Here is a 14,413-nt window from a genome sequence, read left to right as displayed (position 1 = left end):
GTGGGGGGGCGATGCATCACGACGACCAGCAGGCCGGTGCCCTGACCAAGGCCCGCATCCGCGCCGACCTGACGCGATCCGGCCTGAACCTGATCGGACAGGCGCTTTCGATCTTCGATGCCGACCTGCAACTGGCTGTCGCCAACAACCAGTATCAGGCGATGTTCGGCCTGCCCGATGCGCTGACCCAGCCCGGCGCCAGCTTCGAGGATACGATCCGCTTTCTGGTCCTGCGCGGCGAATACGGCCCCCAGACCGACCCCGAGGCCGCCGTCGCCTATCGCGTGGCGCAGGCCCGCCAGTTTCAGCCGCACTACTTTGAACGCGAACGCGCCGATGGCCGTTGGGTCGCTGTCGAGGGCGCGCCGCTGACCCAAGGCGGTTGGGTCAGCGTTTATACCGACATCACCGACATCAAGCGGCAGGAAGGGCTGCTGCGCGCGCGATCGGCGGAGCTGTCCGACCAAGTCCTGCAAAACGCCGAGCGTCTGGCCGCCGCGAACCGCCAGTTGGCCGCGACCAACGCCGCCTTGTCCGAGGCGCAGCGCATCCTGACCCGGACCGAGGCCCGCACCCGTCAGGTGACCGAAATGGTCCCCGCCCATATCGCCCATATGGACGCCAATTTTCGCTATATGTTTTCCAACCGGCGATTGGCGCGGGTCTTTCCGGGGGCTGCCGAGGATATTATTGGCATGACATTGGAACAGGCCCTTGGAACGCCGACCTTCTCCATGCTTTTGCCGCAAATGACGCTGGCACTGGCCGGCAATCCGCAGGTGTTTGAAATTACTCACCCCGCATCGGGCCGACGCATCCGTATTGCGCTGACGCCCGACAGGCAGGGCGCGGGCGTCTATATCCTGTCGACCGATGTCAGTGCCGAAGTTCAGGCGCGCGAGGCTTTGGCCCATGCCAGCAAGCGCAGCCTTGCCGCCCAGCTGACATCGGGGATGGCGCATGATTTCGGCAATCTGCTGACCATTATTCTTGGCCTGCAGGCCCGTCTGGCCGCGCGCGACCTGCAAGGTGACGCCGCGCAGGATGTGCATGCGACCCTTGCCGCCGCACGGCGCGGGGCCGACCTGCTGAACCGTCTGGCCTGCATCAGCGGCGAACGCGACCTGCTGCTGGAACCTGCTGACCTGCCTGCGTTGATCGAACAGGTCGCCACCCTTGCCCGCCCTTCCCTGTCCGAAGGCACGCAGCTGCAGCTGGATACTGCGCCCATCATCGGCCCCCTGTTGCTGGACACCGGTGCGTTGCAGGATTCGCTGCTGAACCTGATCCTGAATGCCAATGCCGCCATGCCGGCCCAAGGCCGTATCACTCTCCACGCCACCCATAATGGCGACTGGTTGCAGATCAGCGTCAGCGATACCGGTCCCGGTTTTACCCCTGAAGCCCTGTCCCGCGCGACCGAGCCCTTCTTTACCACCAAGAAGGGTCAAGGATCGGGGCTGGGCCTGTCGATGGTCTATGACCAGACCAAGCTGGCGGGCGGCACATTACGGTTGGCGAATACGCGTGATGGCGCATGCGTCACCCTGCGCCTGCCGTGGCGTCCGGTGATGCCGCAAATGGTGCTGTTGGTCGAGGATGATGACGCCATCCGCGTTCAGGTCCGCGATCAACTGACCGAACTGGGCCACGCGGTCCTAGAGGCGTCATCCCTGTCCGAGGCAGCGACCCTTGCCGATCTGCCCGGACTAACGCTGATCATGTCCGACATCCAGCTGGGAGACGGGCTGGGGCTTGACCTTACAGCCCCTGTGCCGATCCTGTTGATGACATCGCTGCCACAGGGCGACCCGCTGCGCGACCGCGCGATGGGGCCGGTGGTGACAAAACCCTTCACAACGGCACGACTTGCCGGCGCATTGGCCCAAGCCATGAAAGATCAGCCATGACCGATGCCCCCCTGATTGCGATCCTTGATGACGAACCCCAAATCCGTCACCTGCTGTCACAGGCGCTGGAACAGGCCGGCTTTCGCACCCAATCCTTTGGCCGCGCGACTGAATTCGAGGCGGCCTTGCGGCGCATCGCCCCCGATGTCTGCCTGATCGATCTGGGCCTGCCGGACCGCGATGGTCTGGCCGTGGTGCACAGGCTGGCGATGGAATCAGGCGCGACAATCATCATTATCTCGGGTCGGGCACAGGTGCAGGACCGTGTGACGGGGCTGGAACTGGGGGCTGATGATTACATCATCAAACCCTTCGAACCCGCCGAAGTCGTGGCCCGCATCCGCGCCCGTCTGCGCAAACCTGCACAGGCACAGGCCCGCAACGCCCAAACTCTGCGTTTTGCAGGCTGGACCGCCGATTTCGACCGCTATCTGCTGATATCACCCGAAGGCACCGAAACCCCCCTTAGCCATGCCGAAGCCGAAGTGCTACGCGTGTTTACCGACAATCCGCGCCGGCTGATTACCCGCGCCCAGATGCTTGAAACCTTGGGGGGCGCCGCTGGCGACAGTTTTGATCGGGCGATGGATGTGCGCATTTCCCGCCTGCGGACAAAACTGGGCGAGGATCCGAAAAACCCGCGCCTGATCAAGACGATCTATGGCGCGGGTTATATCTTCCTTGCGGAAATAAGCTGACGTCAAGGCCGCCTGCCCGATCAGGGCAGGCTTCAGGCGTCGCGGTCCCATCCGCTGATGGACTTGCTATCCATAAACTCTTCCAGACCCATGATGCCGCCTTCACGTGCACGGCCCGACTTTTTAACGCCACCAAAGGCCGAACCTGGCCCGCGGGATTCGCCGTTCATTTCGACCATGCCCGATTGCAGTTGACGCGCCACACGGTTGCGCTTGGCACCGTCCTGCGACTGGACATAATTAGTCAGCCCATAGGGCGTGTCATTGGCGATCCGCACCGCGTCTTCTTCGCTGTCGAAGGGGATGATCGACAGCACAGGACCAAAGATTTCCTGACGGGCAATGTCCATCTCGTTCGTTACATCGGCAAAGACCGTCGGACGCACGAAATAGCCGCGATTGACGCCCTCGGGCAGGCCGGTACCACCCGCCACCAGACGGGCACCTTCATCAATGCCGACCTGGATCAGATCCTGGATCTTGTCCCATTGTGCCTTGCTGACAACCGGACCGACATGGCCGCCTTGCGTGTGGGCACTGGCCACGACAGTTTCATTGGCAACTTTTGCCGCGATTTCAACGGCGCGGTCATAGACCGGACGCTCGACCAGCATACGGGTTGGGGCGTTGCAGGACTGGCCGGTGTTGTTAAAGCAATGCTTGGCGCCACGGGCCACCGCCGCGTCATCCGCATCGGCAAAGACGATATTCGCCCCTTTGCCGCCCAGTTCCAGCACGACCTTCTTCAGGCTGTCGGCGGCGGCTTTGGTAATGGCGATGCCTGCACGGGTCGAACCGGTAAAGCTGATCATCTCGACATCATCATGGGTCGACAGCTGCGTGCCGACACCCGGACCGTCACCATGGACAAGGTTGAACACGCCCGCAGGAACGCCCGCCTCATGCAGGATCTCGGTAAAGACGATCGAGCTGAGCGGCGCGATTTCCGATGGCTTCAGCACGCAGGTGTTGCCTGCCAGAATGGCGGGAATAACCTTCAGCGTCACCTGATTCATCGGCCAGTTCCACGGCGTAATCAGACCGACCACACCCACCGGTTCCCATGACACCATGGTCGAAGGGGCATGATCGCCCAAAGGACGCACGAACTGGAAATCGCGGAAGGCATCGATGAAGGTCGAAATATGATAGGTGCCGCTGGCCGCCTGACTTTTCAGCGCCATATCGATGGGCGCACCCATTTCACGACTGATCGCCCATGCCATATCGTCGGTGCGGGTCTGATAGACCGCCAGAATTTTCTCGACCAAAGCCAGACGGTCGGCAGGCGATGTCGCGGCCCATGCAGGGAACGCCCGCTTGGCTGCGCCAACCGCCGCATCGGTATCGGCCTGATCGCCAAGGCTGATAACCGCGACGGTTTCCTCGGTCGAGGGGTCGATGACGTCAAGGTCACGTGCGGCGGCGGGTTCAACCCATGCGCCGTCGATATAGAATTTCCGCTTGTCCAGCACTTCGGCCATGTCATTCTCCTGATCCGTATTTGGCGATAGCCTGTCACCCCCGCACGCAAGCTGCAAGCCTGTCGTGGCGGCGCATATTCACGGGCGCGTTGCTCTGGCATTCTGCAGGGCTGTGCTTATGTTGAGGCCAACGCAACCTTTCGAAAGGACGCCGCATGTCCCTGCGCATCAATGATATCGCCCCCGATTTCACCGCCAATTCGACCGAGGGGCAAATCAGCTTCCACGATTGGGTCGGCGACAGCTATGCCGTCGTGTTCAGCCACCCGCGTGACTTTACGCCGGTCTGCACAACCGAATTCGGCGCGGTCGCCCAGCTGGCCACGGAATTCGAAAAGCGCGGCACCAAGGTTCTGGGCGTGTCGGTCGACAGCGTCGAAGACCACCAGAAGTGGAAAAGCGATATTTCGAAAGTCGCAGGCGTTCCGGCCAATTTTGCCATCATCGACGACAGCGATCTGACCGTCGCCAAGGCCTATGACATGCTGCCCGCCGAATACTACCTGCCGACCAAAGGTCGCACGCCTGCCCATTCGGCAACGGTGCGTACCGTGTTCATCATCGGGCCGGACAAGAAAGTCCGCCTGACCATGACCTATCCGATGTCGGTCGGTCGCAACTTTGCAGAGATTATGCGCGCTTTGGATGCCGTCCAGCGCACTGAAGGCCAGCCGCTGGCGACGCCCGCCAACTGGGTCCCCGGTCAGGATGTGATCGTTGCGCTGTCGCTGGATGATCAGGCCGCGACCGATAAATTCGGTTCGCTGGACATCAAACTTCCTTATCTGCGCTTTGCCAAGGATCCAGCCTAAGCAATTGCGCCCCGCCATATCGGCGGGGCGTTTTCATTCCGGCCAGCCGTAATGCCCCATCAGGGCGGCAATCGCGCGGTCATTGCCGTTCCCTTGGCGGTTATCCTGCCGCAGGTTCGTTGCCTGACTGCCGTCCCATTCCAGAATTCGCGCCTTTGGTCCGATCTTGCGGGCCTCGCCCCCCGCCAGACGGTGCATCCAGTGCAGCCAGACGTCGTCGGCACTGGGCGCAAGTCTGGTGAACAGGTCATCGCGTGTGACATCGCTGTGAAAGATATGCGGTGCATAGATCACGCCAGACACGCCGGTCAGAAACACATCCGCGGCCTGCACCGGACCGGTGATGTTATGCTGCCAATCATCATAGGGTGCTGGCGCATCACCGGCCGCGACCACCCGATGCCCGCGATAACAAGCGATCCGCGCGCCGTCATGGACAGCACCGACCAGCCCCTGCAACCAATCGGCGGGGTAATAGACATCATCATCCGCCGTGACGATATAAGCCTGTGGATGGTCCAGCAGCGTCGGGACAATTTTCTTGAAGGACCGCCATTCGGGACAAAAGGCAATCTGCACCCCTTCCATCTGCCTGATTGCATCAGGCAGCGCATCGCGGTCACATTCATCCAGCCACAGGATGACCCGATCGGGCTGAACCGTCTGGCGGGTGATCGCGCGCAGCGTATGTTCCAGTGCTGCAAAGCGCGCGGCATAGCTGGTCAGGGACACGATCAAAGGCGCAGGCAAACCATGCGGGTGACCCGGCGCTGTGCTGCGCGACGCAATTTCGGACAGGGCGGCACGGATGCGGTGACGGTGCTTGAACTGGCGGAAGGCGTCGCGGATCACGGGTTTTCCCACGCCTTGCGCAGCCAGTCGATGCGACCGATGCGGCGATACCATTTGTGCCCACGTCCGGCAAAGACGTCCTCCATCTTGGGGGCACCGGCGAAGAGGACGATTTTCGCCCCTTCGGGCATGGCGGGGTCTTTAAGATAGGACAGCAGGTTCCGCGGCACGCAGTCATTCTTGAAACTGACGCACCAGCCTTTGGGCCAGTAATGCAGATTGCCATGTTCCGCCAATTGCGCCGATTGGAACTGCTGGCTGATTTCATAGCCAGCCGTCGCTGCGGCAGGGTCCGCCAGATAGGCATCCAGCACATAGGCATGATCACCGATGGTATAGCGAAAGACGCTGGAATTCCCCACGCTGTGCAGGAAGCGGTCACGTTCCGGATTGATCCGGCGCAAAGGCTTGGGCCGGAACAGATCATCGTCGCGGATGATGAAAAAATCGCCCGGAAGATCGAAGAACGCTGCCAGATCATCCACCACCACCAGATCGATATCCAGAAACAACGCCTTCCCCGACAACCCGCCAAGATCACGCCGGAACAGCGCCAGCTTGCGCCAGCGCGTGTCGGCATGGCCTTCGGGCAACCCCAGTTCGGGAAGCGCCATCGCCTCGACCTGCGGATCAAGGCCGGTCGCATCATCGGTAAAACAGATAAAGCGGTGCGGGCGTGCCAAGTGCCGTCTGACCTGCGCGGCCAAGCGGTTCACGTCGTCACTGCTGTAAAGCGTGCCCCATTTCATCGTCAGGATCAGGACAGGGTCATCATTGGTCATCGGTTGGGTCCTTTCCGGCGATGGCGGGCAAATCCGGCTGCGCTTTGGTGTCAATTCGCATCAAAACAGCGCCAAGCGCAAACCGGTATGTCGTTCCATGCCTATGCCGGTTGCCGTCCGGCATCTGCGTGATCAACCTTGGTACAGGATTGCATGGCGTCCAGAACATGCGGGCCAAGGGTGACGGTGATGCCACGGCTGCGGGCGTCCTTTATCTTATGTGACAATAAAGCACCTTCTTTCAGGGGCTTGTGGTGGCCCTTATCGGCAATGCGGCAAATGGCATCCGCATCCGAGGTAACGCAATCGTCATAGCCCTTCTGGTAAGCAGTCGAAAAAAAGGTAAAGCCGACGATCGCTACCTCGCGTACGGGCGCACCCAGAAAGAAACAGGCGCTCATCAAGCCGGTCGTCGGGCTTGCCCCGCCCAGCAGATCGCCCATCTGCTGATAGGCCGGACAATCCACATGACGCACGCGGACAAGGTGGCCAAAGCAGGCCTGCAGCATCATCGTCTGCAAAAATCCGCTTTTCTTCGGTGTGCGATGCACCAGCACCTGCACCTTGGCGTCGCGCAGCTTGTCTTCGGTAATGGGACGGGCCTCGCCGGTGCCGGAATGGAACAGGACATCGCAATGCAAAGACGCACCGGATGGGAAATTCACCGGCGTATCAAGACCGTTGTTCATTTTGACAATGACGTCGAAGCCGTCGACATCCACAGCGGCCAGATCATCACACAGCGTCCGCGCGGGGCCGATGATCAGCACCCGCCGGTCGCGGAAATCCTCGGGCGACAGTGTCATGCGGCAGGCATATTTCCGGTGCAGCAGCTTGGTCAGCGGCTGCCGCAACAACGACGGCAGGCATCTGATACAGCGGAAAACAGGCATCATGGACATGCGGAAAAGCTGCCTTTCGGATCGCAGAGCAGTTTTGCAAAGATTGCAGCCTATGCCCCCGACGTCAATTCACCGACCCGTCAGTCGGGCCGTGTCTTAATGAAAAGGCCCCGCAATCGCAGGGCCTTTCCGAATATATCCAGTCCGAAGATCGGGCTTATGCCTCTTCGGCGTTCTCGTCGATCTCGGCGCCGGTTTCCTGATCGACCATCTTCATGCCAAGGCGGACCTTGCCACGGTCGTCAAAGCCCAGCAGTTTGACCTTCACTTCTTGACCCTCTTTCAGGATCTCGTTCGGGTGGCCCAAACGACGGTTGGCGATCTGGCTGACGTGCACCAGACCATCGCGCTTGCCGAAGAAGTTCACGAAAGCACCGAAGTCGACCAGTTTTACGACCTTACCGGTGTAAACCTTGCCTTCTTCCGGCTCTGCCACGATCGAATAGATCATGTCATAGGCCTTCTTGATCGATTCACCATTGGCCGAGGCGATCTTGATGATGCCTTCGTCATTGATGTCGACCTTGGCACCCGAAACTTCGACGATCTCGCGGATGACCTTGCCGCCCGAACCGATCACTTCACGGATCTTGTCGGTCGGGATCTGCATCGTTTCGATGCGCGGTGCATGCTCGCTGAATTCCTGACGGCCTTCGGTCAGAGCCTTCGACATTTCGGTCAGAATGTGCAGACGGCCGTCTTTGGCCTGTGCCAGCGCCTGTTCCATGATTTCAGGCGTAATACCTGCAACCTTGATGTCCATCTGCAGCGACGTGATGCCGTTTTCGGTACCCGCAACCTTGAAGTCCATGTCGCCAAGGTGATCTTCGTCACCCAAGATGTCCGTCAGAACGGCAAAGCGGCCGTCATCTTCCAGAATCAGACCCATGGCGACGCCCGCAACCGGTGCTTTCAGCGGAACGCCCGCATCCATCATCGCCAGCGAACCACCGCAAACCGACGCCATCGAGGACGAGCCGTTCGACTCGGTGATCTCGGAAACGACGCGGATGGTATAGGGGAAGTCGGTCGCAGCCGGCAGAACGGCCTGCAGGGCGCGCCATGCCAGTTTACCGTGACCGATTTCACGGCGACCGGGCGAACCGACGCGGCCAACTTCGCCAACCGAATACGGCGGGAAGTTATAGTGCAGCATAAAGTTCGAACGGTGGTTGCCGTGCAGCGCGTCGATGATCTGTTCATCGTCGCCCGTGCCCAAGGTGGTCACAACCAGACCCTGCGTTTCACCGCGGGTGAACAGCGCCGAACCATGCGTGCGCGGCAGGATGCCAACTTCGCTGACGATCGGGCGAACGGTTTTGGTGTCGCGGCCGTCGATACGTGCGCCACCGCTGATGATGTCACCGCGCAGAATGCCCGATTCCAGCTTTTTCATGGCCGAACCGAGGTTCGCATCGTCCAGCTCTTCTTCCGAAAGGCCTGATTTGATCTTGGTTTTGGCGGCGTTGATCGCATCCTGACGGTCCGATTTATCGCGGATCGCATAGGCAGCGCGCATCGCCTTTTCGCCCACGGTTTTCACGCGTGCATAAAGGTCCGAGTAGTCGGGCGACTGGAAGTCGAACGGCTCTTTTGCAGCATCTTCGGCCAGATCGATGATCAGGTCGATGACAGGCTGGATCGCGTCATGGCCGAATTTCACAGCGCCCAGCATTTCTGCTTCGGACAGCTCGTAAGCTTCGGATTCGACCATCATCACGGCGTCTTGGGTGCCTGCAACGACCAGATCAAGGCGCTGATCGGGGTTGTTGCGCAGCTGGTCCATGTCTTGAACTTCGGGGTTCAGAACATATTCACCGTTCGAGAAACCGACGCGGGCCGCAGCAATCGGGCCCATGAACGGCACGCCCGAGATCGTCAGCGCAGCAGATGCGGCGATCATCGCGACCATGTCGGGGTCATTGACCAGATCATGCGACAGCACAGTGCACATGACCAGAACTTCGTGCTTGAAGCCGGGTGCGAACAGCGGGCGGATCGGACGGTCGATCAGACGCGCAGTCAGCGTTTCTTTTTCGCTGGGGCGTGCCTCACGCTTGAAGAAACCGCCCGGCACTTTACCGGCGGCATAGTATTTTTCCTGATAGTGAACCGTCAGCGGGAAGAAATCCTGCCCGGGCTTGGGTGCTTTTGCGAAGGTGACGTTGGCCATGACGCTGGTCTCGCCCAAAGTGGCGATGACGCTGCCGTCGGCCTGACGGGCAACCTTGCCCGTTTCCAGCGTCAGGGTTTCTTGGCCCCACTGGATCGATTTCTTCACTACATCAAACATCTGATTTCCTCTGGGAGCGGTCCGGCCCTCCGGATACCCCGTGTCATATGGCGACCCCATTGCCGCCGCCCCTATCCTTTGCATGTGCCCCGGGGCTAGGACCTCACGTCGCAGATGGTCGGCAGATACAGGAAAATGCACTGTTTGGGAAGTGGGGGGCACATCCCCCCATAACGCAGAACGCCCGCAGCAAATGCTACGGGCGCTTTCCATCCGGAAAACCGGAAAAAATTAGCGGCGGATACCCAGTTTACCGATCAGGTCGGTATAACGTGCGACTTCTTTGCCTTTCAGATAGTCCAGCAGCTTACGACGCTGTGCAACCATCATCAGCAAACCACGGCGCGAGTGGTTGTCTTTTTTGTGCGACTTGAAGTGCTCGGTCAAGGTGGTGATGCGCGAGGTCAGGATCGCAACCTGAACTTCCGGCGAACCGGTGTCACCTTCTTTGGTACCGAATTCTTTAATCAGGCGGTTCTTTTCTTCAACGGTGATCGACATCGGGATCTCCTTTCGGACTAAGGGTTATGGCGCAGGCCGGGATGTCGTCCAGCACAGGCCCATGGAGTATCGGGCGGACCTGAGTCCGCCAGATGCGCGCGTATAGGTGACAATGGTTTAAAAGGAAAGCCCTGACAGATGGTCAGCCCGCGGTCGTGACGACACGGATATCACCGATTGTCAGTCCACCGTCCTGCAGGAAACGCCCGACGGTATGTCCGTTCACCCCCAGCAGATAGGTGCCATCCTGATCCTGATGCAAGGTAATATCGGCATCCTTGGCGGTATCGGCGTCCAGATGCAGAACCACCTGATCCTGCGTGGCATCGAAATCGGCGACGGTCGGGAAACCTTCGGCAGTGTCGCGCAAAATAAAGCTGTCGTGGCCGTCATTGCCCGACACAAAGTCATACGCGCCCGGCATCAGCGTGTCATCACCTTCGCCGCCGTTCATCCAGACGGTTTCGCGGCCATCATGCCCGATCAGCACATCATCGCCCGCCCCACCGTCCAGATCATCACTGCCTTGCGTGGACACCAGTACGTCATTGCCGTCATGCCCCGCAAGAATATTGTTGCCAGCGCCGCCAAACAGGGAATCATTCCCCTCGCCGCCGAACAGGGTGTCATCGCCTTCTTCGCCATAAACCAGATCGTCGCCACCCTGTCCGGCCATCATATCATCGCCCAAGCCGCCATAGATGATATCATCGCCGCCGACCCCGTATTCGGAATCACCCTGCACCCAGTCATCGCCCTGACCGGCATATATCAGGTCATCGCCCAGACCGCCGCGCAGATCATCCGCACCGTCACCGCCGCGAATCACATCATCCTCGGCGGTGCCCATCAACATATCGGCATCCGCCGAACCTTCGATCAGGGGCGGTTCTTTGGGGTCATCCGGCAAGGGGGGGATGTCATCCTCGGGGTTATCCCCGGGCATGATGGGGGGAAGGTCGTTGTCAGGTTCGGGCGTTGCATCGGGATCAGTCGCATCCTCGTCCTCCCCCTCGGAAGGGGAGATGGACGAGGCGGCATCCATCATCATGCCGGTCATCACCAGACCCAAAAGACCACCGATGAGAAACATTGTCCTGAACCCCGCATCCGAACGGCGATGTGCCGATAACCCGCAGAATACGCAATTCCGTCAGAACCCAGAAACGGATAATTAATAAAACCTTAATGCCATTTTTCCGGACCCTGCCTGTAAGCCACGTATAAAGGGTGACGCGGCAGGCCATCCTTGGTCAGACCCAGATGAAAAAGCGATGCCCCTGCCCCGCGTAAAAGCTGTTCGACCTGCATGTGACGGCCCTGATGCGCGCCGTGGACGCCCCAACCGCACAGAATGGCGTCGGCCCATCCGGCAGCTTCCAGCAGGAACGAATCATTATCGGGTCCGACGGGCTGCGCGGCCTGCCGCAAATCGCGCGGGTCCGTGGCGCAAAAGGCGAACAGATTGACCACCCGGAACGCACCATAGCCCAAAGCCCGCGCCCGCCTTTCACATCGCTCCACGGTCGGATCATTACGAAAGGCATCAGCGGTCGACGGATTCAGCATCACGATTCCCAGACCGGCCCCGTCACCCCACCGTCGCGTCAGCGCATAGCGATAGCTGCGGCAGGGGGACCAGACCGCCTCGGATATCGAATCTGTTGTCTTATGGGTCTGGCGAATCATGCGGATGCCTTTTGGACATGAAAAAACCCGCCTGAAAGGGCGGGTTGTTCCGGTCGTTTTCCAAGATCTGCCGAAATCCGGCAAGACCCGCAGCAATCAGCCCTGACGAGCCTTGAAGCGGCGGTTAGTCTTGTTGATCACGTAGGTACGGCCTTTACGGCGTACGATTTGGCAGTCACGGTGCCGGCTCTTGAGCGAGCGGAGCGAGTTGCGAACCTTCATCGGTCTTCTCCATCATCGCGGCGCATCGCAGCCGCCAGGAAAACAAAAACCCCCGACGGTTGCCAGGGGCGGCGAAAATAATATGGTGGGCGGTACTGGGATCGAACCAGTGGCCACTACGATGTCAACGTAGTGCTCTACCGCTGAGCTAACCGCCCACGCTCCTCGAAGAACTATCTTGTTTCCGTCTGGAAACTGTCTGGTTACCTCTTGGTTGGAGGGTCTATAACGGGGCTTTTGGGGGTATTCAAGACCTATCGGCAGCAACTTTTTCAGGTTTATATAGTTTGTTGCGACAGATCCCGAGGTCCGACCCGTGTCACAGCCTGAACCATCCTTTGTTCTGACCCGCCCGCAGACATGGGAAAGCGGTGTCATCTTTGCATCGCCCCATTCGGGTTGCGATTATCCTGACTGGTTTTTACGCGACGCGCGTTTGCCCGTTCACCTGTTGCGTTCGTCAGAAGATGCCTTTGTGGACAGGCTTATCGCGCCTGCTGCGAACTATGGTGCGGTGTCCATATCATCGCGCATTCCCCGCTGTATCGTCGATCTGAACCGCGGCGTGGACGAGATCGACCCCATGGTTGTGCGCGGCGTTCCGCGTCATCCGCTGAACCAGCGGACCATGGCCGGATTGGGCGTGATTCCCCGTGTCGTGTCGCAAGGAAGGGTCATCCACCACCGCCAGATCGACAAATCCGAAGCCGACCGGCGAATCGATCTGTGCTGGCGGCCCTATCATCAGGCCCTGACTGCCCTGATTTGCGAGGCACGCCGGCGATTCGGTCAGGCGATCCTGATCGACATGCATTCCATGCCACATGATTCGCTGGCGCATCTGCAAGGTATGCGACCCGATATGGTGCTGGGCAACCGCCACGGCCTGTCCGCATCCGCCCGCGTGTCGGATGCCGTCTGCGCCGCGATCGAACATGGCGGCTGGCGCATCCGCCGCAATTCGCCCTTTTCGGGGGCCTATATCTGTTCGGCCTATGGCCGGCCCGCGCAAAATATCCATGTGGTACAGCTGGAAATCGACCGCTCGCTTTATATGGATGAAAAAACCATTACCCCGCGACCTGATTTCGATCGCTTTGCTGGCCGGATCGAAGGCGTCATCAAGCGGCTGGCCGGTCTGGACAGCATCCAGCCCAATGGCCAGATTGCGGCTGAATGAGCGATTTTAACGGTGCCAAGCTGCTGCTGACCTGCGGCGCGGATATGCTGGTCTATCTGCGGGATGACAAACCGGATATCCCCTTCCCCGCCCATTGGGATCTGCCCGGCGGTGGCCGCGAGGGGCAGGAAACCCCGATCAAATGCGCCCTGCGCGAATTGGACGAGGAATTTTCCCTGCATCTGCCCCCCGAATCGCTTCGGGGCCATGCCTTCCCCTCATTACAGATGCCGCAGATGATGTCGTGGCTGTTCACCGGCAGAATAACCGACGCCGATATCGCCGCGATTCGTTTCGGGGAGGAGGGGCAGGAATGGTGCATGATGCCCATAGCGGCCTATCTGGCCCATCCCCGTCGCATCCCGCATTTTTGCGACTGGATTCTAAGGTCCGGCCATACCACGCACCAGCGGCCTTAGCGCATCGCCCTTGACGGCCCAGCTGGTGGCAAAGGCGAAAACCGCGACAGCTTCAAGGATAAAGACAGGTCGCAGCCACGACAGCGTATCCTCTAGCCCCGTGACAAACAGCAGCCCGATCATTCCGATGCTGCCCAGAATCAGCCAGCCGCAAAGACGATAAATACGGTTCGATGCCCGTTTTTCCACGCTGCCGCTATCACCTTTGACAAATAGCACCAGACAGAAAACCGCCAGCGCCAGAAAAAAGACAGCAGCCGCCACCAGATGCACCATGGCGGCAAAGGAAGCACCCAAGACGCATTGCAATAAGGTGCAGGGTTGCTGGGGACCGCTGGTCGGGGCCAAGGCCACCAATGCGATAGCCATGGCTGCGACCCGTGCCGTCCGGCGGTCGGTGATGATTTCACCCGCATCGGGGCGGAACCCCTCATAGCTCCATAGGAATACGGCCTGTGCGATCAGCGTGCCGACAAAGACCTCTCTCATCGGGGAATAATAGGCGGCAGAGATGCTGGTTTGCAGCCCCTGCCCCGACAGAAGCGCGAAAGCGATCAGCGCAAGGGGCAGGAAATATCCCAAGCCTCCGATGGCGCGGCGCACGGCCAGAAAGGACATGACCAGATCGTTATGGGCCTTTTGTGCGCTGCCGTTATCCATGACCGTCCC

The 14,413-nt window shown here is 59.9% G+C and carries 15 protein-coding genes and 1 tRNA gene; 5 read left to right on the top strand and 11 right to left on the bottom strand.

Going from position 1 to position 14,413, the window contains the following annotated elements:
* Positions 1 to 11 precede the first annotated feature (11 nt).
* Both DWB67_RS13145 and DWB67_RS13140 read left to right on the top strand, forming a co-directional pair.
* On the top strand, positions 12 to 1,910 hold the full coding sequence (locus tag DWB67_RS13145) for a PAS-domain containing protein (protein WP_119808025.1): 1,899 nt from the start codon (positions 12 to 14) through the stop codon (positions 1,908 to 1,910).
* A complete protein-coding gene (locus tag DWB67_RS13140; RefSeq protein ID WP_119808006.1) occupies positions 1,907 to 2,608 on the top strand; it encodes a response regulator transcription factor in 702 nt (233 codons plus the stop codon). The genes DWB67_RS13145 and DWB67_RS13140 overlap by 4 nt, the downstream gene beginning before the upstream one ends.
* 32 nt (positions 2,609 to 2,640) lie before the next feature.
* Here DWB67_RS13140 and DWB67_RS13135 read toward each other — a convergent pair whose 3' ends face one another.
* Positions 2,641 to 4,083, bottom strand: a complete 1,443-nt coding sequence (locus DWB67_RS13135) for an aldehyde dehydrogenase family protein (protein ID WP_182911583.1) — start codon at positions 4,081 to 4,083, stop codon at positions 2,641 to 2,643.
* 164 nt (positions 4,084 to 4,247) lie between these two features.
* Here DWB67_RS13135 and DWB67_RS13130 point away from each other — a divergent pair, with 164 nt between their 5' ends.
* Positions 4,248 to 4,904, top strand: coding sequence for a peroxiredoxin (locus tag DWB67_RS13130; protein ID WP_119808004.1), 657 nt, complete (start codon positions 4,248 to 4,250; stop codon positions 4,902 to 4,904).
* Between the two features lie 33 nt (positions 4,905 to 4,937).
* Here DWB67_RS13130 and DWB67_RS13125 read toward each other — a convergent pair whose 3' ends face one another.
* From DWB67_RS13125 to DWB67_RS13085, 9 genes are all read right to left on the bottom strand, one after another.
* Positions 4,938 to 5,756: a glycosyltransferase family 2 protein gene (locus DWB67_RS13125; protein ID WP_119808003.1), complete on the bottom strand. Its 819-nt coding sequence runs from the start codon at positions 5,754 to 5,756 to the stop codon at positions 4,938 to 4,940.
* Positions 5,753 to 6,538, bottom strand: coding sequence for a hypothetical protein (locus DWB67_RS13120; RefSeq protein WP_119808002.1), 786 nt, complete (start codon positions 6,536 to 6,538; stop codon positions 5,753 to 5,755). The genes DWB67_RS13125 and DWB67_RS13120 overlap by 4 nt, the downstream gene beginning before the upstream one ends.
* A gap of 101 nt (positions 6,539 to 6,639) precedes the next feature.
* Entirely contained in the window at positions 6,640 to 7,344 is a 705-nt protein-coding gene (locus DWB67_RS13115) for a hypothetical protein (RefSeq protein WP_182911580.1), read from the bottom strand.
* A 253-nt stretch (positions 7,345 to 7,597) separates the two neighbouring features.
* Positions 7,598 to 9,733, bottom strand: coding sequence for a polyribonucleotide nucleotidyltransferase (gene pnp / locus DWB67_RS13110; protein ID WP_119808000.1), 2,136 nt, complete (start codon positions 9,731 to 9,733; stop codon positions 7,598 to 7,600).
* 231 nt (positions 9,734 to 9,964) lie between these two features.
* Entirely contained in the window at positions 9,965 to 10,234 is a 270-nt protein-coding gene (gene rpsO, locus DWB67_RS13105; RefSeq protein ID WP_119807999.1) for a 30S ribosomal protein S15, read from the bottom strand.
* Between the two features lie 142 nt (positions 10,235 to 10,376).
* Complete coding sequence (locus DWB67_RS13100; RefSeq protein ID WP_119807998.1) at positions 10,377 to 11,327, bottom strand: calcium-binding protein; 951 nt, start codon at positions 11,325 to 11,327, stop codon at positions 10,377 to 10,379.
* A 92-nt stretch (positions 11,328 to 11,419) separates the two neighbouring features.
* The gene (locus DWB67_RS13095) at positions 11,420 to 11,923 is read right to left on the bottom strand and encodes a DUF1643 domain-containing protein (protein ID WP_119807997.1); all 504 of its coding nucleotides are present in this window, start codon (positions 11,921 to 11,923) and stop codon (positions 11,420 to 11,422) included.
* A gap of 96 nt (positions 11,924 to 12,019) precedes the next feature.
* The gene (gene ykgO / locus DWB67_RS13090) at positions 12,020 to 12,145 is read right to left on the bottom strand and encodes a type B 50S ribosomal protein L36 (RefSeq protein ID WP_119807996.1); all 126 of its coding nucleotides are present in this window, start codon (positions 12,143 to 12,145) and stop codon (positions 12,020 to 12,022) included.
* An 83-nt stretch (positions 12,146 to 12,228) separates the two neighbouring features.
* Positions 12,229 to 12,303, bottom strand: a tRNA-Val gene (locus DWB67_RS13085).
* Between the two features lie 158 nt (positions 12,304 to 12,461).
* On the opposite strand from DWB67_RS13085, the gene DWB67_RS13080 reads away from it, so the two are divergent.
* Both DWB67_RS13080 and DWB67_RS13075 read left to right on the top strand, forming a co-directional pair.
* Entirely contained in the window at positions 12,462 to 13,325 is an 864-nt protein-coding gene (locus DWB67_RS13080; protein ID WP_119807995.1) for an N-formylglutamate amidohydrolase, read from the top strand.
* Positions 13,322 to 13,744, top strand: a complete 423-nt coding sequence (locus tag DWB67_RS13075; protein ID WP_119807994.1) for an NUDIX hydrolase — start codon at positions 13,322 to 13,324, stop codon at positions 13,742 to 13,744. The genes DWB67_RS13080 and DWB67_RS13075 overlap by 4 nt, the downstream gene beginning before the upstream one ends.
* On the opposite strand, the gene DWB67_RS13070 is transcribed toward DWB67_RS13075, so the two are convergent.
* The gene (locus DWB67_RS13070; RefSeq protein ID WP_119807993.1) at positions 13,709 to 14,404 is read right to left on the bottom strand and encodes a DUF998 domain-containing protein; all 696 of its coding nucleotides are present in this window, start codon (positions 14,402 to 14,404) and stop codon (positions 13,709 to 13,711) included. The two genes, DWB67_RS13075 and DWB67_RS13070, sit on opposite strands and share 36 nt — an antisense overlap.
* Between the last annotated feature and the right edge of the window lie 9 nt (positions 14,405 to 14,413).

Source organism: Paracoccus sp. JM45 (assembly GCF_003590715.1).
GTDB lineage: Bacteria > Pseudomonadota > Alphaproteobacteria > Rhodobacterales > Rhodobacteraceae > Paracoccus.
This window is presented reverse-complemented; position numbering and strand designations above follow the sequence as displayed.

Bases quoted from the DNA above. Each gene is read 5' to 3' on its own strand.
- pnp (WP_119808000.1), bottom strand. From the start codon at position 9,733: ATGTTTGATGTAGTGAAGAAATCGATCCAGTGGGGCCAAGAAACCCTG.
- DWB67_RS13120 (WP_119808002.1), bottom strand. From the start codon at position 6,538: ATGACCAATGATGACCCTGTCCTGATCCTGACGATGAAATGGGGCACG.
- DWB67_RS13130 (WP_119808004.1), top strand. From the start codon at position 4,248: ATGTCCCTGCGCATCAATGATATCGCCCCCGATTTCACCGCCAATTCG.
- DWB67_RS13140 (WP_119808006.1), top strand. From the start codon at position 1,907: ATGACCGATGCCCCCCTGATTGCGATCCTTGATGACGAACCCCAAATC.
- rpsO (WP_119807999.1), bottom strand. From the start codon at position 10,234: ATGTCGATCACCGTTGAAGAAAAGAACCGCCTGATTAAAGAATTCGGT.
- DWB67_RS13070 (WP_119807993.1), bottom strand. From the start codon at position 14,404: ATGGATAACGGCAGCGCACAAAAGGCCCATAACGATCTGGTCATGTCC.
- DWB67_RS13145 (WP_119808025.1), top strand. From the start codon at position 12: ATGCATCACGACGACCAGCAGGCCGGTGCCCTGACCAAGGCCCGCATC.
- ykgO (WP_119807996.1), bottom strand. From the start codon at position 12,145: ATGAAGGTTCGCAACTCGCTCCGCTCGCTCAAGAGCCGGCACCGTGAC.
- DWB67_RS13115 (WP_182911580.1), bottom strand. From the start codon at position 7,344: ATGACACTGTCGCCCGAGGATTTCCGCGACCGGCGGGTGCTGATCATC.
- DWB67_RS13075 (WP_119807994.1), top strand. From the start codon at position 13,322: ATGAGCGATTTTAACGGTGCCAAGCTGCTGCTGACCTGCGGCGCGGAT.
- DWB67_RS13095 (WP_119807997.1), bottom strand. From the start codon at position 11,923: ATGATTCGCCAGACCCATAAGACAACAGATTCGATATCCGAGGCGGTC.
- DWB67_RS13100 (WP_119807998.1), bottom strand. From the start codon at position 11,327: ATGTTTCTCATCGGTGGTCTTTTGGGTCTGGTGATGACCGGCATGATG.